Below are 19,405 nucleotides of genomic sequence, written 5' to 3' on the forward strand. Positions count from 1 at the left end.
CGGTGCCACACACCGGGTCACGGTCGAGTCGTCAGCCGGGAGGCCCGTCGCGCATAATTCGACGTGTGTCCTCCTCGCTCTCCGGAATCGCTGTAGAGAAGCGCCGCCAGGTCGCGGCGACCCTCGGCCTGTTCGCGATGCTGTTCATCGCGGTGGGCGCGGTGGCCGCCACCGGGCCGGGCACGGCCGTCATCCACGCCTTCGTCATCGTGTCGCTGCTGGTCGCGCTCCTGCTCGCTCTGCTGGCCTGGGGCGTGCTGCAGTCGGTGCGCAACGACGTCGCCGAGAGCCGGCTCGACGCCGTGATCGAGGACGCCGTCAAGGCGCAGGGCGGGTCGATGTGCGACTGCGGCCACGAGCACGACCCGACCGAGTTGCACGTGCCCGACGACCCGTGCGAGCGCGACGGCCACGGTGACGGCTGCACGCACTCCTGCGACACGTGCGTCCTGGCGATGATGCGCAAGGCGACCCGCGAACCCGAGCCCGCCGTCGCGGCCGCTCGCCCGTCGCCGCGGCCGCGGCCCGACGAGTCCGGCCGCCGTCCCTCCCCCGTTCCGCGGGGCTAGACGCTCTTACCGCCGAGCAGGCCGTACCGCACGGCGTCGTGCAACGCCAGCCAGGACGCTTCGATGACGTTGCCGTGCACGCCGACGGTCGTCCATTCGCGCTGGTGGTCGGTGGTCTCGATGAGCACGCGGGTGACGGCGTCGGTACCGTGCCGCCCGGGCATGATGCGCACCTTGTAGTCGGTCAGCTCCATCTTGGCCAGCTGCGGGTAGGTCCGTTCGAGAGCCCGGCGCAGGGCGCGGTCGAGCGCGTTGACCGGACCGTTGCCCTCCTCGGTCGAGATGACCCGGCGGCCGCCGGCCGAGAGCCGCACGGTCGCCTCGGACACCATCGCGCCGTCCTCGCGGCGGTCGACGATCACCCGGTACGACTCGACGATGAACGGGGCGGGCCGCTCCCCCTCGGCGAGCTCGTCGCGCAGCAGCAGCTCGAAGGACGCGTCGGCCGCCTCGTAGGACCAGCCGTCCGCCTCGCGCTGCTTCACCCGCTCGACGACCCGGGAGACGACCTCGGGGCGGCCCGACACGTCGACGCCGAGCTCCTGCGACTTCAGCTCGACCGACGCGCGGCCGGCCATCTCGGTGACCAGGATGCGCTGGTCGTTGCCGACCACCGAGGGGTCCAGGTGGTTGTACAGCTCGGGTGACACCTTGATCGCCGACGCGTGCAGGCCCGCCTTGTGGGCGAAGGCCGAGGCGCCCACGTAGGGGGCGTGGGTATCGGGCGCGAGGTTGGCGATCTCGGCGATGGCGTGGGCAACCCGCATCATCTCGGACAGGCAGCCCTCGGGCAGCACGTCGCGCCCCATCTTCGTCACCAGCCCGCCGATGACCGAGAAGATGTTGGCGTTGCCGGCCCGCTCGCCGTAGCCGTTGGCCGTCCCCTGCACGTGCGTCGCGCCGGCATCCACAGCGGCCAGGGTGTTGGCCACCGCGCAACCCGTGTCGTCCTGGGTGTGGATTCCGAGCCGGATGCCGGCGCGACGACGCACATCGGAGACGACGTCATGCACGCCCATCGGGAGCATGCCGCCGTTCGTATCGCACAGGACCCCGACATCGGCGCCGGCCGAGGCCGCCGCGTCGAGGACCCGGACACCGTAGTCGGGGTCGTGCTTGTAACCGTCGAAGAAGTGCTCGCAGTCGACGAAGACGCGGCGCCCCTCCGCCCGCAGGAAGGCCACCGTGTCGCGCACCATCGCGAGGTTCTCCTCGAGCGTGGTGCGCAGCGCCTGCTCGACGTGGAAGACGTCGGACTTCGCGACGAGGGTGACGACCGGGGCGCGCGAGTCGAGCAGCGCCCGCACCTGCAGGTCGTCCTCGACGCGCACGCCCGCCTTGCGGGTGGCGCCGAACGCGACGAGCCGGGCGTGCCGCAGGGCGAGCTCGCCGTTCGCCGCGCGGGCGAAGAACTCGGTGTCCTTCGGCATCGCGCCGGGCCAGCCGCCCTCGATGAAACCGACGCCGATCTGGTCGAGCAGTCGTGCCACGGCGAGCTTGTCGGCCACCGAGTAGGTGATGCCCTCGCGCTGGGCGCCGTCGCGCAGCGTCGTGTCGAAGACATGGAAGTCGTCGGTCTGCATCTGCTTCGTCCTTCGGTCGGGCGGCGTTCGGCAAACAAAAAACCCCCCGCATGGGATGCGGAGGGTTGCGCGTCGGTGTCTGGCTGGGACCGACGCGCTAACTGATAATCACGGTGAAACGCACGGACGCAGTGTGCCACAGACCGGCAGCCCCGCGCGAGGCTCAGCCGGCGGCGGCCTTGGCCAGCCGCTCACCGATCTCGCTCGTCGAGCCGGGCTGCTTCGGATCGCGCTCGGCGAGGTCGGCGGCGACCGCGGCCTCGACGCGCGCCGCGGCGTCGTGCTCGCCGAGGTGCTCGAGCAGCATCGCCACCGACAGCACCGCGGCCGTCGGGTCGGCCTTGCCCTGGCCGGCGATGTCGGGCGCCGAGCCGTGCACCGGTTCGAACATCGACGGGTTGGTGCGGCTGACGTCGAGGTTGCCGCTCGCGGCCAGCCCGATGCCACCGGCGATCGCGGCGGCGAGGTCGGTGATGATGTCGCCGAACAGGTTGTCGGTGACGATCACGTCGTAGCGACCCGGGTCGTTGACCAGGTAGATCGTCGCGGCGTCGACGTGGTTGTAGGCCACGGTGACGTCGGGGAACTCCTCGCCCACCCGCGCGACCGTGCGGAACCACAGGTCGCCCGCGTTGGTGAGCACGTTGTTCTTGTGCACCAGGGTCAGGTGCTTGCGCGGACGAGCCTGGGCCCGGCCGAACGCGTCGCGCACGACCCGCTCGACGCCGAAGGCGGTGTTGACGCTGACCTCGGTGGCGATCTCGTGCGGGGTGCCCTTGCGCAGGACGCCGCCGTTGCCCGTGTACGGCCCCTCGGTGCCCTCTCGGACCACGACGAAGTCGATGGCCGGCTCGCCCGCCAGCGGCGTCGTCACGCCCGGGTAGAGCTTCGCCGGCCGCAGGTTCACGTGGTGGTCGAGCGCGAAGCGCAGCTTGAGCAGCAGGCCCCGCTCGAGCACACCGGCGGGGACGTTCGGGTCACCGACGGCACCGAGCAGGATCGCGTCGTGGCCGCGGATCTCCTCGAGCACCGAGTCGGGCAGCACCTCGCCGGTGCGGTGCCAGCGGGCGGCCCCCAGGTCGTAGGTCGTGGGGGCGACCCCGGGATGCACCGCGTCGAGCACGCGCAGCGCCTGCTCGGTGACCTCGATACCGATTCCGTCGCCCGGGACGACCGCAAGTCTCATGGCGCGAGGGTATCCGACGACCCGACGTCACTCCCAACAGGTGGGCACTGCGTCCCACCTGTTGGGAGGAAGGGTCAGCGCGCGGCGGTGCCCTCGGTGTAGTCGTCGTCGGAGGTCACCCAGGACATGAGACCGCGCAGCTTGCGCCCGGTCTCCTCGATCGGGTGGGTCTCGCCCTTCTTGCGCAGCTCGGCGAACTCGGGCGCGCCGGCGTCCTGGTCGGCGATGAAGCGCTCGGCGAACTTGCCGGACTGGATGTCGGCGAGCACCGCCTTCATGTTCTCCTTCACGTGCGGGTCGATGACCCGCGGGCCGGAGACGTAGTCGCCGTACTCGGCGGTGTCCGAGATCGACCAGCGCTGCTTGGCGATGCCGCCCTCGTACATGAGGTCGACGATCAGCTTGAGCTCGTGCAGGCACTCGAAGTAGGCGATCTCCGGCGCGTAGCCGGCCTCGATGAGCGTCTCGAACCCGTACATGACGAGCTGCGACGCGCCGCCGCAGAGCACGGCCTGCTCGCCGAAGAGGTCGGTCTCGGTCTCCTCGGTGAAGGTGGTCTTGATCGCGCCGGCGCGGGTGCCGCCGATGGCCTTGGCGTAGGACAGCGCGAGCGCCTGCGCCTTGCCCGTGGCGTCCTGCTCGACGGCGATGAGCACCGGCACGCCCTTGCCGTCGACGAACTGGCGGCGGACGAGGTGACCCGGGCCCTTCGGCGCCACCATCGCGACGTCGACGTTGGCCGGCGGCTTGATGTAACCGAAGCGGATGTTGAAGCCGTGACCGAAGAAGATGGCGTCGCCGTCGTTCAGGTTCGGCTCGATCGCCTCGGCGTAGAGCTTGCGCTGGGCCGGGTCGGGGGCCAGCACCATGATGAGGTCGGCCTCGGCCGACGCCTCGGCCGGAGTCAGGACGCGCAGCCCCTCCTCCTCGGCCTTGGCCCGGCTCTTCGAGCCCTCGGGCAGACCGACCCGGACGTCGACGCCGGAGTCCCGCAGCGACAGCGCGTGCGCGTGCCCCTGGCTGCCGTACCCGAGCACGGCCACCTTGCGGCCCTGCACGATCGACAGATCGGCATCGTCGTCGTAAAAGATCTCCACGGCCATTGCTACGTCTTCCTCTTCTCTGGACTTGCTGGGTTGGGTGTTGGTCAGGCGGTGCGCTCGACGGAGCGCAGCGCGGCTAGCGTCATCGAGCGGTTGCCGCGCCCGAGCGCGACCATGCCCGACTGCACCATCTCGCGGATGCCGTACGGCTCGAGCATCCGCAGCATGGCCTCGAGCTTGTCCGGACGGCCGGTGAGCTCGACGGTGACGGCCTCGGGTCCGACGTCGGCGACCTTGGCCTTGAACAGGTCGACGATCTGCAGGACGTCGCGCCGGTTCGTCTCGTCGGCGCGCACCTTCACCAGCAGCAGCTCGCGCTGGACGGCCTGGCCCTGCTCGAGCTCGACGATCTTGAGCACGTTGACGAGCTTGTTGAGCTGCTTGGTCACCTGCTCCAGCGCGGCACCCTCGACGCTCACCAGAATCGTGATGCGCGAGATCTCCGGGTGCTCGGTGGGTCCGACGGCGAGGGACTCGATGTTGAAGCCGCGGCGCGCGAAGAGGCCGGCGACGCGGGTGAGGACCCCCGGCTTGTTCTCGACGAGGACGGACAGCGTGTGCGTGCTCATAGCGGGTCAGTCCCCTTCGAAGACCGGGCGCATGTCGCGCGCGGCCTGGATGTCGTCGTTGCTCGCCCCGGCGGCCACCATCGGCCACACCATCGCATCCTTGCCGACGGTGAAGTCGACGACGACGGGCTGGTCGTTGATCGCCATGGCCTTCTCGATGGTCGAGTCGACGTCGGCCTTGGTCTCGCAGCGCAGCCCCACGCAGCCGAGCGCGTCGGCGAGCTTCACGAAGTCGGGGATGCGGTGCTTGTGGGTGCCGAGCTCGGTCTGGCTGTAGCGCTCCTCGTAGAACAGCGTCTGCCACTGGCGCACCATGCCGAGGTTGCCGTTGTTGATGACGGCCACCTTGATCGGGATGCCCTCGATGGCGCAGGTGGCGAGCTCCTGGTTCGTCATCTGGAAGCAGCCGTCGCCGTCGATGGCCCAGACCAGCTTGTCCGGGCAGCCGACCTTGGCCCCCATCGCGGCCGGCACCGAGTAACCCATCGTCCCGGCCCCGCCCGAGTTCAGCCAGGTGTAGGGGTTCTCGTACTTGATGAACTGTGCGGCCCACATCTGGTGCTGGCCGACGCCCGCGGCGTAGATGGCTTCGGGGCCGGCGATCTCGCCCAGCCGCTCGATCACGTACTGCGGCGCGAGCGTGCCGTCGGCCGGCTCCTCGTAGCCGAGCGGGTAGGTCTCGCGCCACTGGTCGACCTGGCGCCACCAGCCGGTGAGGTCGGCCCGGTGACCGGCGTCGAACTCGATCTGCAGTGCCGGCACGAGCTCCTGCAGCACCTCGCGCACGTCACCCACGATCGGGACGTCGGCCGCGCGGTTCTTGCCGATCTCGGCCGGGTCGATGTCGGCGTGGATGATCTGCGCGAGCGGTGCGAAGGTGTCGAGTTTGCCGGTCACGCGGTCGTCGAAGCGGGTGCCGAGGGCGATCAGCAGATCGGCCTTCTGCAGCGCGGTGACGGCCGAGACCGAACCGTGCATGCCGGGCATGCCGAGGTGCTGCGGGTGGCTGTCGGGGAAGGCGCCCCGGGCCATCAGCGTGGTGACGACCGGGATGCCGGTGAGCTCGGCCAGTTGGCGCAGCTCGGCGGTGGCCCGGCCCTTGAGCACGCCGCCGCCGACGTAGAGCACCGGGCGCCGCGAACCCGCGATGAGGCGGGCCGCCTCGCGGATCTGCTTGCCGTGCGGGCGGGTGACGGGCCGGTAGCCCGGCAGGTCGAACTTCGGCGGCCAGGCGAACCGCATGCTCTCCTGCAGCACGTCCTTCGGCAGGTCGACGAGCACCGGCCCCGGACGCCCGGTCGCCGCGAGATGGAACGCCTCCGCGATCGCGCGCGGGATCTCCTCGGCCGACTGCACCAGGAAGCTGTGCTTGGTGATCGGCAGGGTGATGCCGGAGATGTCGGCCTCCTGGAAGGCGTCCGTCCCGATCATCGGACGTCCGACCTGGCCGGTGATGGCGACCATGGGCACGGAGTCCATGTAGGCGTCGGCGATCGGGGTGACGAGGTTGGTCGCCCCCGGACCGGACGTCGCCATGCAGACGCCGACCTTGCCGGTCGCCTGCGCGTAGCCCTCTGCGGCGTGACCCGCGCCCTGCTCGTGGCGGACGAGGATGTGCCGGACCTTCGTGGAGTCGTACAGAGGGTCGTAGGCGGGCAGGATCGCACCACCCGGGATACCGAATACGATGTCGGCGCCGACCTGCTCGAGCGAACGGACCAATGCCTGCGCCCCGGTCATGGACGCTTCCGTCCGACCCCCCGGCGTGTTCCCGCTGGTCATGTCGACTGCCCTTCCCTGCTGGTTGGTGCTGGTGTGACTCGCGTGCGTCATAGCAACAAAAAACCCCCCGTGCCGAATGCACGAAGGGGTGGCGCGCCGCGAGGATCTGGGACAGACCTACGCGACGCGCTCGATAACGAGTACGAGACGCAGCACGACACGGACGCTACACGCTGGCCGAAGCCTGATTCAACCTGGCGGGACAGTTGTCTCACTGGCCGGGACGCAGTGATCGAACCGGGACATTGGTCCCGGATTCGGGAAACTTTCGCCTGCTCAGGACTTGTGAAGCAGACATGAGGTCGGGTTTACTAGCTGGAGTCGTTCCGTGGGGATACGGAACTGCAGCATCGGGGACCAGGGGACCACCGCACATCGTGCGGAACTGAATACGCGGGGAAACGCGGGGATTCACGCAACCCAGCTATCCCGGACGGTGCCTCCCATGTCCCACCCCACTGACGTCACGCCTGCCCGCTCGCGCCGGCGCTTCGTGCCGTTGATCGTCGCCGCCCTCGCGGCCGTCCTCGTCTCGCCGCTGGCCGCGTCCAGCCCGGCCGCGGCCACGACGGGCCTGCCGACCCGGACCTACTACGAGAACTACATCGGCCGGGTCATCCTCAACACGGTCAACCACGAGCGGGCGATGCACCGCCTCGCCCCCGTCTCGATGAGCTCGCAGCTCGCCCTGTCGGCCCGCCGCCACAACGTCACCATGGCCCGCTTCAACACGATGTCGCACCAGCTGCCGGGCGAGCCCTACTTCACCCAGCGCATCGACGCCACCGGTTACCGCTGGACCTGGGCCGGCGAGAACATCGGCTGGAACTCGCGCATCTCGACCGCGGCCGTCGTCCAGCTCGAACTGATGATGTACAACGAGGTCGCTCCGAACGACGGGCACCGCCAGAACATCCTCAACTCGCACTACAAGAACGTCGGCGTGGACGTCTACTGGGACCACACCCACCACAAGATCTGGCTGACCACCGACTTCGGTCGGCTGTAACCGCACTCGGCCCGCGAACGGGGTCGTCACGCGGCTGGCATCGCTCAGTCGCAGACGGCCCCGTTCGCCGCGCTTCCGACCAGCTTCGCGTACTTGCGCAGCACGCCGAAGTCGAACTGCGGCTCGATCGGCTTCCACTCGGACCGGCGCCGCTCGAGCTCGGCCTCGTCGACGACGAGATCGAGGGTGCGCGCCGCCATGTCGAGGCGGACGATGTCGCCGTCCTCGATGAAGGCGATCGGGCCGCCCACCGCCGCCTCGGGCGCGATGTGCCCGATGCACGGTCCGGTGGTGCCGCCGGAGAAGCGCCCGTCGGTGAGCAGCAGAACGTCCTTGCCCAGGCCGGCGCCCTTGATGGCCCCGGTGATCTGCAGCATCTCGCGCATGCCGGGGCCGCCCTTCGGACCCTCCCAGCGGATGACGATGACGTCGCCCTTCTGGAGCTTCCCGGCGCCGAGGGCCTCCATCGCCGCCTGCTCGCGGTCGAAGACGCGCGCCTTGCCCTCGAACACCTCGTAGTCGAGGCCGGCGCTCTTCACGACGGCGCCGTCGGCGGCGAGCGAACCCTTGAGGATCGTGAGTCCGCCGGTGCGGTGGATCGGGTCGCTCATCGCGTGGATGATCTTGCCGTCGGGGTCGGGCGGGGCGATGTCGTGCAGGTTCTCGGCCACGGTCTTGCCGGTGACGGTCAGGCAGTCACCGTGCAGCAGCCCGGCGTCGAGCAGCGCCTTCATGACGACCGGAACTCCGCCGATGCGGTCGATGTCGGTCATGACGTACTCGCCGAAGGGCTTCACGTCGGCCAGGTGCGGCACGTGGTCGCCGATGCGGTTGAAGTCGTCGAGGGTCAGCTCCACCTTGGCCTCGCGGGCGATCGCCAGTAGGTGCAGCACGGCGTTGGTCGAGCCGCCGAGGGCCATGACCACGGTGATGGCGTTCTCGAGCGACTTCTTGGTGATGATGTCGCGGGTCGTGATGTCGGCGTCGACGAGGTGGACGACAGCCTCGCCCGAACGCTCGGCGTAGTGGTCGCGGCGGGCGTCCGGGGCGGGTGGGGCGGCGCTGCCGGGCAGGGACATGCCCATCGCCTCGGCCGCGCTGGCCATCGTGTTGGCGGTGTACATGCCGCCGCACGCGCCCTCCCCCGGGCAGATCGCGCGCTCGACGGCGTCGACCTCCTCGCGGGTGATGCGGCCGGCGAGACATGCCCCGACGGCCTCGAAGGCGTCGATGATCGTCACGGTCCTGTCGCCGAGCTTCCCCGGCAGCGTCGAACCGGCGTAGAGGAACACCGCCGCGACGTCGAGGCGGGCCGCGGCCATCAGCATGCCGGGCAGCGACTTGTCACAGCCGGCCAGCAGCACGCCGCCGTCGAGCTGCTCGGCCCGGAACACCGTCTCGACCGAGTCGGCGATGACCTCGCGCGAGACCAGCGAGTAGTGCATGCCGCTGTGGCCCATCGAGATGCCGTCGGACACCGAGATCGTGCCGAACTCGAGCGGGAAGCCGTCGGCACCGCGGACGCCGATCTTCGCCTTCTTGGCGAGACGGTCGAGGGACAGGTTGCACGGCGTGATCTCGTTCCAGGACGACGCGACGCCGATCTGGGGCTTGCGCCAATCGTCGTCGCCCATGCCCACGGCGCGCAGCATGCCGCGGGCGGCGGCGCGCTCGAGGCCGTCGGTGACGATGCTGCTGTGCGGCTTGCGGTGCTGCTTACCGGGTCTCTGCTGTTCGGTCACGCCACGAGGCTACGGGGCGCACCGGCGCTACGGGTACCGTTTCGCCGTGTCCGCACCGCCACAGAACGTCCGCGTCTTCCGACTGCCCGCCTTGACCTACCTGGTGGTCCTTTTCCTGTTCTTCGGGGCTTTTCCGCTGGCCTTCGCCGGCTTCGACGGCCCGACCGCCCGCATCCGAATCGGGTGGCACACCCTGATCCTGCTCGTTCCGCTCGTCGCGGCGTTCATGGTCGCGCGCACGGCCACGGTGGTGACGGCCCGCGGCATCGTGGTGCGCGCGGTGTTCGGACGTCGGGCCCTGCCGTGGGATCGCATCCGCGGCCTGTCGGTCACCGGCCGGGGCGTCTACGCGGTGCTCGAGGACGGCTCGGTGCGGCTGCCCTGCGTCCGGGTCGCGAACCTCGCCGACGTCGCCCGGGCCAGTGAGGGCCGGCTGCCCGACATCGCCGACGCGAAGCCGAAGTACGCCCCCTCGCGCCGCCGGCGCCGCTGATCGGATCGGATTCGATCTTCACCCTTCCCAACCCGCACCCGGCCCGGTCATAGTTCCGGCATGCGTCGACACCGGCTGATCACCCTCGCCCTCTTCGCCGGGCCGGGTGCGGTGGTGGGCGGCGCCGTGGCCGTCGTCGCGCACTACGTCGCGGCGCCGTCCGAGGTGCGGACCAGCTTCGGCTGGTACAGCTACGAGCCGACGCCGACGCGGTACGCCGACTTCCTGCCCCGAACCCCCACCACCGACTGGTTCGGGTTGCTCGGCACGTCCGTAGGTATCGGCCTGGCCGTCGGGGTCGCGCTCGCCGCCGTCCTGCTCATGAGCGGCCGCACCGTCGTGCTGGCCCGGACGGACGCTCAGTAGCCCGCGGTCACCTGGTTCTCGAGGTCCGCGCCCGCGTGCAGGCGCAGGATCTGGTCGCGCACGAGTGAGTAGGCGCGGCGCTCCCAGCCGCGGGTGCCGCCGCCGACGTGCGGGGTCAGGATCAGGTTCGGCGCGCTCCACAGCGGGTGCGACTCCGGCAGCGGTTCGGGGTCGGTGACGTCGAGGAACGCGTGTAGCCGCCGCGCCTGCAGCTCGCTCAGCAGCGCCTCGGTGTCGACGATCGACCCGCGAGCGATGTTCACGAGGACGCCCCCGTCGGGCATCGCGGCGAGAAAGGCCGCGTCGACGAGCCGGTGCGTGTCGGGCGTGTGCGGCACGGCGAGCACGACGACGTCGTGCGCGGGCAGCAGGTCGGGCAGGTCGCCGATGGCCCGCACGCCCTCGCGCTCGTGCCGGGCGACGAGCGTGGTCTCGGCGTCGAAGGCCCTGGCGGCGGCGGCGATCCGCTCGCCGATGTCGCCGGCCCCGACGACCAGTACCCGGCGACCGGTGAGCCCGGCGGTGTCGCGATCGGGATCCCAGCGCCGTTCTGCCTGGGCCGCCAGGAAGCGCGGCAGTTTGCGGACGATCGCGAGCAGGCCGGCGACGGCGAGCTCGGCGGTCGACGCCCCGTGCACGCCGCGGCCGTTGCAGAGCAGGACGCCGTCGGGCACGACGGGCAGCCAGGGCTCGACGCCGGCGGACACCAGCTGCACGACCCGCAGCTGGGGCAGGCCGGCAAGGGCCTCGGCCGGGGCGGGCGGGGCGTTGTAGCGGCCGACGAACAGCTCGATCTTCTCCGCGCCGGGGGGCCGCTCCCCCGTCCCGTCCCAGATCACGATCGAGACGTCGTCGGGCAACTCACCCACGTGCGGGCGGGCGTCGGGGGTCGGCAGGCTGACGGTGATCACGCGTTCGAGCCTAGGACCCCGCCGGCCCGGTCCGGGAGGTACCGGGCGCGGGCACAGCTCGGCCAGGCAGACTGGACCGATGCGTCCTGCCCGGAGTCGAGGCCTGCTGGTCGGCGGTCTCGCCGTCCTGCTCGCGGGCTGCTCGTCGGCGGCGGGCTCGGACGTCCCGAACTGGCAGGCCAGTCCCAGCGGTCCCGGCATCGAGGGCAACAACGGCGCCCACCTGACGCCGATCCTGCCCATCCCGTCGCTTCCCGGCGACACCGGCGGCCCCGGCGGCCCCCCACCGAGCAGCTCGGGCCCGAGCAGCAGCAAGCCCGTCACCCAGGACCCGCTCGTGGTGGCCACGCACCTGAGCGCGCCGGTCGGGCTGACCCTGCTCGCCGACGGCAGCGCGCTGGTCGGCGAGCGCACCACGGGCCGCATCGTGCGGGTGCAGCCGCAGCCCGGGCGCCCGGTGCCCACGGTCCGCACGCTGCCCGGCCTCGACACGTCCGGCGACGGCGGGCTGCTCGATCTGGCGATCTCGCCGACCTACGACCAGGACAACCTCATCTACGCCTACGTGACCACGCCGAAGGACAACCGCGTCGTGGACTTCACGCTGTCCGGCCCGGTGACCCCGGTGCTCACCGGCATCCCGAAGGGGCGCACCGGCAACACCGGCCGGCTCCTGTTCGGGCCCGACGGCAGCCTCTACGTCGGTACGGGCGACGCCGGCACGCCGTCCGCGGCGGCGAACCCGACCAGCCTGGCCGGCAAGGTGCTCCGGGTCGACGACATCGGCCAGCCGGCGAGCGGCAACCCGAATCCGTCCTCGCCGGTGCTGACCACCGGGCAGCACGTCGTCGACGGGCTGTGCCGCGACGCCGGCGGCAGCACGGTGCTCGAGGCCGAGACCGGGGCGCCGGGCTACCCGGACGAGATCAACGTCATCAGCCCGGGCGACTACTACGGCTGGCCGACGCCGAACGGCATCGAGCACGACCCGGTGGCCACCCTGCCCCCGACCGGCCGGGGGCCGGGCGGCTGCGCCGTGCTGAAGAGCCGGCTCTGGGTGACCTCGCTCGACGGGCGATCCGTGCTGTCCGCCGCCCTGGGCGGCGCCGGCGACACCCTGCAGGTCGGCTCCTTCACGCCGGCGTTGACGAACCGCTACGGCCGGCTGAGGACGATCGTGGCCGCACCCGACGGGGCGCTGTGGGTGACGACCTCCAACCGCGACGGCAAGGGCAAGCCGGTGCCCGACGACGAGCGCGTCATCCGCTTCGTGCCGAGCGGTTCCGAGGGCGGCGGCGGCCGGATCGTCTAGTCAGTCCTGCCGGTCGCGCACGGCGGCGCGGATCTGGGTGATGTTGTCGCGCAGCATGTCAGACACCAGCTCGTCGGTGCGCGGGTCGGCCAGCACCTCGAGGATCACCCGCAGGGTCGCCTCGCTCACCTGGTCGATCAGGCGGTCGTGGAACGGCACCAGGTTGATCCGCCCGGCGGTCGGGTCGGACTTGATCTTCTCGGCCACCATCTCCTTGATCTCGAGGTGGTTCTCCTCGAGCGCCGACGCGATGTTGCGGGTGTAGTGGCCGGTCTGCAGCACGGCCGCGACCTCGTCGAGCACGGCGATGGTGATGGGTCGCTTGACGACGTCGACGACGCTGTCGGAGGCACGGTTGATGAGGCGGACGACGAACGGCTCACGCAGCCCGCGCCGGAGGAACAGGCGACCCAGGTAGCCGGCGATCACGGCCAGGACGACGAGGGCGCCCACGATCCAGAGCGTGATCGTCAGCGTGCTGTGCGCAGCGGCGAGGGACGTCGGCATGGGGTCATCCTGCCCGCTTCGGCAGCGGAACCGCGTACACAGCAGAGGCGAGTCCCTCGGAGTCGACCAGCAGCCGGTCGCCGTCGAAGGCGATGCCCTCGCCCTGTTGCTCGAGCGGCAGGGCGAACCGCACCGGAGCCGTGTGCAGGGCCGCGGCGAGGTCGCCGCGGCGCACCCGCCACAGGTAGGCGTCGGTGTAGGTGCGCACGACGAACAGCGAGCCGTCGCGGGAGAAGTCGGCGCCCGTCGCGGCGCCGCCCAGCAGCCCCGGGTCGAAGGTGACCGCGGCGACGAACGTGACCGGTCGGAGGTGGCCGGGGTCGGGTCGGGGCGGGATGCGGTAGACGCGCGACCTCCCGTCCTCGGACTTGGTGACGATGTAGCCGACGCCCTGCGGCGTGACCGCGAACGACTCCGCGTTGTGCGGGCCGTCCGGATAGCGCAACAGCCAGGTGTCGGGCGCGGGCGCCCGCATCCGGCGGCCCCGGTCGCCCGGACGGACGACCGGCTCGTCGACCCGGTAGACCTCGATGCGACTGCGCTCGCTGGTGTTGTCGCCGATGTCGGCCAGCCAGACCGACGAGTGGCCCGTGGCATCCGGGGCGACGGCGATGTCCTCCCAGTCGTGGCTGGTCGCGCCGGGCACGATGATCGTCGCGGCCGTGGCGCCGGTGCGCTCGTCCAGCGCGAAGAATCGGGCCGAGTCACCACTGTCGTTGTGCACGTAGACGACGCCGGGCGACCTGCGCCCGGCCGCGATGCCGCTCGCCTCGTCGATGCGCGGGTCGCGGATGCGGAAGAGCTCGCTGACCTTCGGCGTCGCGGTCGGCGCGGGCGTCGCGGTCGGCGCGGGCGTCGTGGTCGGCGTGGTCGGCGTTGCGCTGGGCGACGGGGGCGGCGCCGACGGCGACGTCGTGCACGCGGCGCAGAGCAGGACCAGCGCGGCGGCGAGCCGCCTCACCTCACCGCCCGGTACGGGTGGCGGCGGCGGCCAGGCCGACGGCCAGGACGTCCTCGGTCAGCGCGCCGGGCAGGTCGGAGCCGAACCGGGCGGCCGCCGCGGCCCGGGCGGGCGGGCCGGCGAAGGTGGTGCCGGCGGCGGCGAGCAGGCCGACGACCGCGGGCAGAGCGGGCCGCTCGCCGCGGCGGGTGGCGAGGAGGCCGGCCGTGGCGGCGCCGAGCGCCAGCCGGGCGCCGAGGCCGGGCGGCTCGGTACGGCTGGGCGCGACCGGCAGCTTGTCGCCGACGAGTTCGCCCGCCGCGCCGTACAGGACACTGCGTCGCACGGAGGGCCGGTGCAGCCATCGGTCGAGCCGCGTCGACCCGGGCCGCGTGAGCACGCAGGCGGCGAGCACCGCCTGGCTGCGGGATCCGGAGGCGGCCCCGGCCAGCGCGGCGCGGAGCAGGGTCGAGGTGCGTGGCGGCATGGGTCCATGCCTACCAGGTCGATGCGCCGGTGCCACGGCGACACATACCGGTCAAGGCCGGGCCGCGATCAGGACCTCCATGCGGAACGGCTCGATCACGAGCCCGTCCGGGTGCAGCGCGAGGATCGCCTCCCGGGCCTCGGCGGCGAACGCCGCCGCGCGATCGCCGAAGAGCTCGGGCGTGCTGAACGAGTAGGTGAACTGCAGCCCGACCGCCGCGTCGACGGTCAAGTCCCTTGTCCATTCCCACGTGACGCTGTCGAGGTTCGAGAAGGCCGAGGCGGCGAGCACGCGGCGGTGGGTCTCGGGCGCCTTGCGGTAGGTCTCGGTGACGTCGTCGCCGAGATACCCGCGGCGCACCTCGTTGACCGCTTCGGCCCAGTCGGGGTCCTCCTCGTCGTCGAGCGTGCTGTTGATGACGACGATCGACCCGTCGGCGGCGAGCACCCGGTCGAGGGCGCGCGTGACGGCCGCCCGATCGGTCCAGTGGAAGGACGCGGCGAAGGTCGCGGCCCGCGTGCCGGGCGGTACCAGCCGCTCGAGGTCGGTCGCGTCGCCGAGTTCCCAGACGATGTTGCCGACGCCCGCGGCAGCCGCGCGGCCGGCGTCGAGCATCTCGGCCACCGGATCGATGGCGATCACCGTGCCGGCGTGGCGCGCCAGGGGCCGGGCGAGCTGGCCGGTGCCGCAACCGACGTCGGCAACGGTCGCCGTCCGGTCGAGGCCGAGCCGCTCGGCCAGCGCCGCGACCTCGGTCGCCGGGTAGCCGGTGCGGTAACGGGCGTACTGCGCCACAGCCGAGCGGAACAGATGCTGCGGCACGACGTCCATCAGCCGGCGAGCCAGTCGATCGTGTGGCCGTGCGGGCCGGTCAGCGCCACCGGGAGACCGTCGCGGGCGAGCACGAACCGGCGGTGCTCGCCCGGCCGTTCGGTACCCGCGACCACGCCGGGCGCCTCGTTCGACACCCACACCGTCGGGCGCTGCTCGGCCAGCCGTCGCACGAGATCGGCGAAGGCGAGGCGCCCGTCCCGATCGACGTAGGCGAGCACGGCCGAGTGGAACACCACCAGCGTCGCGCCGGGCGGGGCCTCGGCGGCGAGCGGGGTCAGGTCGGTCAGCAGGTCGCCCGCCACGATGCGGGGTGGGTCGCGGCGGGCGATCGTCACGGCATCGCGCAGCAGCCCGAAGCGGTCGGTCTGCTCGGGCCAGATGAGCGCCTCGAGCCACCGGACGTCCTCGTCGTCGCGTACGTCGAGCGGGTTCAGGTCGAGCCCGGCCCGCCAGGCGACCGTCGGCACCGCCGCCGGCAGCGGCACCGCACCGGTGGTCCGGCAGTCGAGCCGGGGCCCGTCGCCGAGGGCGTGGGTCCCGATGTCGGACTCGTAGCGGTAGCCGTAGCGATCGGGGTAGAGGCACAGCCCGGCCGACGCGCCGACCTCGAGCAGGGCGAGCGGCCCGGGGAGGCCGGCCAGCACCGGGAGCAGCGTGGCGCAGCGGCGCGGCTCGTTGGTCTGGGTTCGCTTGACCGCCATCGTGGCCGTGACGTCGTCCCAGCGGTCGAGCGCGAACGCCCGGAAGGCCGGCCAGGACTCGACCGGGCCGCCGAGGAAGCGCACCGCACCGAGCAGCAGGTTGGGTTGCCGCTTCGGCCGGGGCAGGGCGTCGAGCCGGCGCAGCATCTCGGCGTCGTCGGCGATGCCGAGGCAGATCGCCTCGTAGCGCGGCGAGATGCCGTGCACCTGGCTCTCGCCGAACAGCCGGTACCGCGTTGCCGTGGAGTCGTCCTCGGCCCCGGTCCAGTCGGGCACGACCTACTCGCTGACCCCGAGGCGCGCGAGCAGGATCTGCTTCACCGCGGCCGCGTCGGCCTGCCCCCGCGTCGCCTTCATGACCGCGCCGACGAGCGCCCCGACGGCGGGCAGCTTGCCGCCGCGCACCTTCTCGGCGACGTCGGGGTTGGCCGCGATGGCGTCGTCGGCCGCCTGCTCCAGGGCACCGGTGTCGGACACGACGGCGAGGCCGCGCTCGGCGACGACGGTGTCGACGTCGGCGCCGGTCTCGAGGATGCCGTCGACGACCTGGCGGGCCAGCGCGGTCGAGAGCGAGCCGTCGGCGACGAGCGCGACGAGCCGGGCCACGTGGGCCGGCGTCACGCCGAGATCGGCTGGGTCGACCTCGCGCTCGTTCGCCTTCTGGGCGAGGTAGCCGAGCCACCAGTTCCGCGCCTCGCCGACCGGCGCGCCGGCCTCGACCGTCGCGCCGACGAGATCGACGACCCCGGCGTTGGTCAGGTGCACCATGTCGTCGGCGCTGACGCCGAGAACGTCACGCATGCGGGCGCGGCGGGCGGCCGGCAGCTCGGGCAGCGTGTCCTTGAGGGTCGCCACCCAGGCCGGGTCGGGGGCCATGGGGACGAGGTCGGGCTCGGGGAAGTAGCGGTAGTCGGTCGCCTCCTCCTTGCTGCGGCCGCGCCGGGTGTCGCCCGTCGTCTCCTGGAAGTGCCGCGTCTCCTGGACGATCCGGCCGCCGGCGTCGAGCACCTCGGCCTGGCGCAGGATCTCCGAGCGCACCGCCCGCTCGACGCTGCGCAGCGAGTTCACGTTCTTCGTCTCGGTGCGGGTACCCCACTCGGCGCCCGGGAGGTTGAGCGAGGTGTTGACGTCGCAGCGCAGCGAGCCCTGCTCCATGCGCACGTCGCTGACATCGAGCGTGCGCAGGATGTCGCGCAGCGCGGTGACGTAGGCCTTCGCGACCTCGGGGGCCAGCGCCCCCGTGCCGGGCACCGGCTTGGTCACGATCTCCACCAGCGGGATGCCGGCGCGGTTGTAGTCGACCAGCGAGTAGTCGGCGCCGTGGATGCGTCCGGACGTGCCGACGTGGGTGTTCTTGCCGGTGTCCTCCTCGAGGTGCACCCGCTCGATGCCGACGCGGTACGTCTCGCCGTCGACCTCCACATCCAGGTAGCCCTCGACGCACAGCGGCTCGTCGTACTGCGAGGTCTGGAAGTTCTTCGGCATGTCCGGGTAGAAGTAGTTCTTCCGCGCGAAGCGGCACCACTCGGCGATCGAGCAGTTCAGCGCCAGGCCGATGCGGATCGTCGACTCGATGGCCTTCTCGTTCGCCACCGGCAGCGCACCGGGCAGGCCGAGGCACACCGGGCAGGTGTGCGTGTTGGGGTCGCCGCCGAACTCGGTCGAGCAGCCGCAGAACATCTTCGACACGGTGCCGAGCTCGACGTGCGTCTCGAGGCCGATGACCGGCTCGTACTTCGCGATGACGTCCTCGTACGCGGTCATGCCAGAACTCCAGCCGGAGGGGCGATGCGTTCGACGGCCGACTCGAAGGCGGCGGCGACGCGGTAGCAGCGGTCGTCGGCCTGGGCCGGCGCCATGATCTGCAGCCCGACCGGCAGTCCCTCGGACAGCCCACACGGCACCGAGATCGCCGGCGTACCCGCGAGCGACGCCGGCAGCGTGCAGAGGTCGTTGATGTACATCGCCATCGGGTCGTCGACGCGCTCGCCGATGCCGAACGCGACGAACGGCGAGGTCGGCGAGACGAGCACGTCGGCCTGCCCGAACGCCGCCTCGAAGTCGCGCGCGATGAGCGTGCGCACCTTCTGGGCCTGGCCGTAGTAGGCGTCGTAGTAGCCCGACGACAGCGCGTAGGTGCCGATCATGATGCGGCGCTTCACCTCGGGGCCGAAGCCGGCCTCGCGGGTCAGCGACATGACGTCCTCGAGCGAGTTCGCGCCGTCGTCGCCCACCCGCAGGCCGTAGCGCACGGCGTCGAAGCGGGCCAGGTTGGACGAGCACTCGCTCGGCGCGATCAGGTAGTAGGCGGCGAGCGCGTAGCCGAAGTTGGGACAGCTGACCTCGACGATCTCGGCGCCCAGCGCACGCAGGGTCTCGACCGCCGCCTCGAACGATTCGAGGACGCCGGCCTGGTAGCCCTCGCCGCCGAGCTCGCGCACCACGCCGACCCGCAGGCCGGCCAGGTTGCCCTCGGCCCCCTCGCGCGCGGCCGTGACGACCGGCGGCACCGGCGCGTTGATCGACGTCGAGTCGAGCGGGTCGTGCCCGGCAAGCACCTCGTGCAGCAGGGCGGTGTCGAGCACGGTGCGGGCGAACGGCCCGGCCTGGTCGAGCGAGGACGAGAACGCGATGAGCCCGTAGCGCGACACCGCGCCGTACGTGGGCTTGTGCCCGACGATGCCGGTGACGGCGGCGGGCTGGCGGATCGAACCGCCGGTGTCGGTTCCGATCGACAGCGGCGCCTCGTAGGCGGCGACCGCGGCCGACGAGCCACCGGACGAGCCACCGGGGATGCGGCTGAGGTCCCAGGGGTTGTGGGTGGGGCCGTAGGCCGAGTTCTCGGTCGAGCTGCCCATGGCGAACTCGTCCATGTTGGTCTTGCCGAGCATCACGATGCCGGCGTCCTTGATGCGGCGGGTGATCGTCGCGTCGTACGGCGGGCGCCAGCCCTCGAGGATCTTCGACCCGGCGGTCGTCGGTAGCCCCTCGGTGACGACGACGTCCTTCATCGCGAGCGGGACGCCGGCCAGCGGGCCGAGCACGTCACCGGCGGCGCGGCGCTCGTCGACGGCACGAGCGGCGGCCATCGCGCCCTCGGTGTCGACGTGCAGGAATGCGTGGACCGATCCGTCGACCTCGGCGATACGGGCCAGGTGCGCCTGGGCCACCTCGACCGCGGCGACCTCACCGGCGGCGATCAGCCCGGCCAGCTCGGCCGCCGACATGCTCGTGAGTTCGCTCATCAGCCTTTTCTCGCTTCGCTCGGTGCGGCTGCCGAAGGACTTCTGAGCGGCCGGATCGCTCCGCAA

The 19,405-nt window shown here is 71.7% G+C and carries 19 protein-coding genes; 5 read left to right on the forward strand and 14 right to left on the reverse strand.

Annotated features, from left to right (window positions below):
• Window positions 1-65: 65 nt before the first annotated feature.
• Entirely contained in the window at window positions 66-569 is a 504-nt protein-coding gene (locus tag VGN18_RS09045; RefSeq protein WP_327539347.1) for a hypothetical protein, read from the forward strand.
• On the opposite strand, the gene cimA is transcribed toward VGN18_RS09045, so the two are convergent.
• The 5 genes from cimA to VGN18_RS09070 all read right to left on the reverse strand — a co-directional run bounded on the left by cimA (window position 566) and on the right by VGN18_RS09070 (window position 6,843).
• On the reverse strand, window positions 566-2,152 hold the full coding sequence (cimA, locus tag VGN18_RS09050; RefSeq protein ID WP_327539348.1) for a citramalate synthase: 1,587 nt from the start codon (window positions 2,150-2,152) through the stop codon (window positions 566-568). The genes VGN18_RS09045 and cimA overlap by 4 nt on opposite strands.
• Window positions 2,153-2,315: 163 nt before the next feature.
• Window positions 2,316-3,338, reverse strand: a complete 1,023-nt coding sequence (locus VGN18_RS09055; protein ID WP_327539349.1) for a 3-isopropylmalate dehydrogenase — start codon at window positions 3,336-3,338, stop codon at window positions 2,316-2,318.
• Window positions 3,339-3,412: 74 nt separating this feature from the next.
• Complete coding sequence (gene ilvC, locus VGN18_RS09060; protein ID WP_327539350.1) at window positions 3,413-4,441, reverse strand: ketol-acid reductoisomerase; 1,029 nt, start codon at window positions 4,439-4,441, stop codon at window positions 3,413-3,415.
• A gap of 44 nt (window positions 4,442-4,485) precedes the next feature.
• Window positions 4,486-5,010, reverse strand: coding sequence for an acetolactate synthase small subunit (gene ilvN / locus VGN18_RS09065; RefSeq protein ID WP_327539351.1), 525 nt, complete (start codon window positions 5,008-5,010; stop codon window positions 4,486-4,488).
• 6 nt (window positions 5,011-5,016) lie between these two features.
• The gene (locus tag VGN18_RS09070) at window positions 5,017-6,843 is read right to left on the reverse strand and encodes an acetolactate synthase large subunit (protein ID WP_414655032.1); all 1,827 of its coding nucleotides are present in this window, start codon (window positions 6,841-6,843) and stop codon (window positions 5,017-5,019) included.
• 394 nt (window positions 6,844-7,237) lie between these two features.
• On the opposite strand from VGN18_RS09070, the gene VGN18_RS09075 reads away from it, so the two are divergent.
• Window positions 7,238-7,801, forward strand: coding sequence for a CAP domain-containing protein (locus VGN18_RS09075; RefSeq protein WP_327539352.1), 564 nt, complete (start codon window positions 7,238-7,240; stop codon window positions 7,799-7,801).
• Between the two features lie 44 nt (window positions 7,802-7,845).
• Here VGN18_RS09075 and ilvD read toward each other — a convergent pair whose 3' ends face one another.
• Complete coding sequence (ilvD, locus tag VGN18_RS09080; RefSeq protein ID WP_327539353.1) at window positions 7,846-9,543, reverse strand: dihydroxy-acid dehydratase; 1,698 nt, start codon at window positions 9,541-9,543, stop codon at window positions 7,846-7,848.
• Between the two features lie 46 nt (window positions 9,544-9,589).
• Between ilvD and VGN18_RS09085 the strand changes: the two genes are divergently transcribed.
• Complete coding sequence (locus VGN18_RS09085) at window positions 9,590-10,036, forward strand: PH domain-containing protein (RefSeq protein WP_327539354.1); 447 nt, start codon at window positions 9,590-9,592, stop codon at window positions 10,034-10,036.
• A gap of 60 nt (window positions 10,037-10,096) precedes the next feature.
• Window positions 10,097-10,402 carry a hypothetical protein gene (locus VGN18_RS09090; RefSeq protein WP_327539355.1) on the forward strand — a complete coding sequence of 102 codons (306 nt, stop codon included), beginning with the start codon at window positions 10,097-10,099 and terminating at the stop codon, window positions 10,400-10,402.
• On the opposite strand, the gene VGN18_RS09095 is transcribed toward VGN18_RS09090, so the two are convergent.
• The gene (locus VGN18_RS09095; RefSeq protein ID WP_327539356.1) at window positions 10,396-11,313 is read right to left on the reverse strand and encodes a 2-hydroxyacid dehydrogenase; all 918 of its coding nucleotides are present in this window, start codon (window positions 11,311-11,313) and stop codon (window positions 10,396-10,398) included. The genes VGN18_RS09090 and VGN18_RS09095 overlap by 7 nt on opposite strands.
• Before the next feature lie 79 nt (window positions 11,314-11,392).
• On the opposite strand from VGN18_RS09095, the gene VGN18_RS09100 reads away from it, so the two are divergent.
• Window positions 11,393-12,625 carry a PQQ-dependent sugar dehydrogenase gene (locus VGN18_RS09100; protein WP_327539357.1) on the forward strand — a complete coding sequence of 411 codons (1,233 nt, stop codon included), beginning with the start codon at window positions 11,393-11,395 and terminating at the stop codon, window positions 12,623-12,625.
• Here VGN18_RS09100 and VGN18_RS09105 read toward each other — a convergent pair whose 3' ends face one another.
• The 7 genes from VGN18_RS09105 to gatA are packed head-to-tail and all read right to left on the reverse strand — an operon-like array spanning window position 12,626 to window position 19,339.
• Window positions 12,626-13,132, reverse strand: coding sequence for a hypothetical protein (locus VGN18_RS09105; protein WP_327539358.1), 507 nt, complete (start codon window positions 13,130-13,132; stop codon window positions 12,626-12,628).
• Window positions 13,133-13,136: 4 nt separating this feature from the next.
• A complete protein-coding gene (locus tag VGN18_RS09110; protein ID WP_327539359.1) occupies window positions 13,137-14,093 on the reverse strand; it encodes a hypothetical protein in 957 nt (318 codons plus the stop codon).
• A 1-nt stretch (window position 14,094) separates the two neighbouring features.
• The gene (locus VGN18_RS09115) at window positions 14,095-14,559 is read right to left on the reverse strand and encodes a hypothetical protein (RefSeq protein ID WP_327539360.1); all 465 of its coding nucleotides are present in this window, start codon (window positions 14,557-14,559) and stop codon (window positions 14,095-14,097) included.
• A 51-nt stretch (window positions 14,560-14,610) separates the two neighbouring features.
• A complete protein-coding gene (locus VGN18_RS09120; RefSeq protein ID WP_327539361.1) occupies window positions 14,611-15,381 on the reverse strand; it encodes a class I SAM-dependent methyltransferase in 771 nt (256 codons plus the stop codon).
• A gap of 8 nt (window positions 15,382-15,389) precedes the next feature.
• A complete protein-coding gene (locus VGN18_RS09125; protein ID WP_327539362.1) occupies window positions 15,390-16,370 on the reverse strand; it encodes a DUF2332 domain-containing protein in 981 nt (326 codons plus the stop codon).
• Between the two features lie 3 nt (window positions 16,371-16,373).
• The gene (gatB, locus tag VGN18_RS09130) at window positions 16,374-17,858 is read right to left on the reverse strand and encodes an Asp-tRNA(Asn)/Glu-tRNA(Gln) amidotransferase subunit GatB (protein ID WP_327539363.1); all 1,485 of its coding nucleotides are present in this window, start codon (window positions 17,856-17,858) and stop codon (window positions 16,374-16,376) included.
• A complete protein-coding gene (gene gatA / locus VGN18_RS09135) occupies window positions 17,855-19,339 on the reverse strand; it encodes an Asp-tRNA(Asn)/Glu-tRNA(Gln) amidotransferase subunit GatA (protein ID WP_327539364.1) in 1,485 nt (494 codons plus the stop codon). Before gatA ends, gatB begins: the two co-directional genes overlap by 4 nt.
• Window positions 19,340-19,405: the final 66 nt, after the last annotated feature.

It is taken from the genome of Jatrophihabitans sp., assembly GCF_036000465.1.
Classification (GTDB): domain Bacteria; phylum Actinomycetota; class Actinomycetes; order Mycobacteriales; family Jatrophihabitantaceae; genus Jatrophihabitans.

What these genes read in the sequence shown, in the direction of transcription:
- cimA (WP_327539348.1), bottom strand. Translation starts at nt 2,152, where the DNA reads ATGCAGACCGACGACTTCCATGTCTTCGACACGACGCTGCGCGACGGC.
- VGN18_RS09055 (WP_327539349.1), bottom strand. Translation starts at nt 3,338, where the DNA reads ATGAGACTTGCGGTCGTCCCGGGCGACGGAATCGGTATCGAGGTCACC.
- ilvC (WP_327539350.1), bottom strand. Translation starts at nt 4,441, where the DNA reads ATGGCCGTGGAGATCTTTTACGACGACGATGCCGATCTGTCGATCGTG.
- ilvN (WP_327539351.1), bottom strand. Translation starts at nt 5,010, where the DNA reads ATGAGCACGCACACGCTGTCCGTCCTCGTCGAGAACAAGCCGGGGGTC.
- VGN18_RS09070 (WP_414655032.1), bottom strand. Translation starts at nt 6,843, where the DNA reads ATGACGCACGCGAGTCACACCAGCACCAACCAGCAGGGAAGGGCAGTC.
- VGN18_RS09075 (WP_327539352.1), top strand. Translation starts at nt 7,238, where the DNA reads ATGTCCCACCCCACTGACGTCACGCCTGCCCGCTCGCGCCGGCGCTTC.
- VGN18_RS09090 (WP_327539355.1), top strand. Translation starts at nt 10,097, where the DNA reads ATGCGTCGACACCGGCTGATCACCCTCGCCCTCTTCGCCGGGCCGGGT.
- VGN18_RS09100 (WP_327539357.1), top strand. Translation starts at nt 11,393, where the DNA reads ATGCGTCCTGCCCGGAGTCGAGGCCTGCTGGTCGGCGGTCTCGCCGTC.
- VGN18_RS09105 (WP_327539358.1), bottom strand. Translation starts at nt 13,132, where the DNA reads ATGCCGACGTCCCTCGCCGCTGCGCACAGCACGCTGACGATCACGCTC.
- VGN18_RS09115 (WP_327539360.1), bottom strand. Translation starts at nt 14,559, where the DNA reads ATGCCGCCACGCACCTCGACCCTGCTCCGCGCCGCGCTGGCCGGGGCC.
- gatB (WP_327539363.1), bottom strand. Translation starts at nt 17,858, where the DNA reads ATGACCGCGTACGAGGACGTCATCGCGAAGTACGAGCCGGTCATCGGC.
- gatA (WP_327539364.1), bottom strand. Translation starts at nt 19,339, where the DNA reads ATGAGCGAACTCACGAGCATGTCGGCGGCCGAGCTGGCCGGGCTGATC.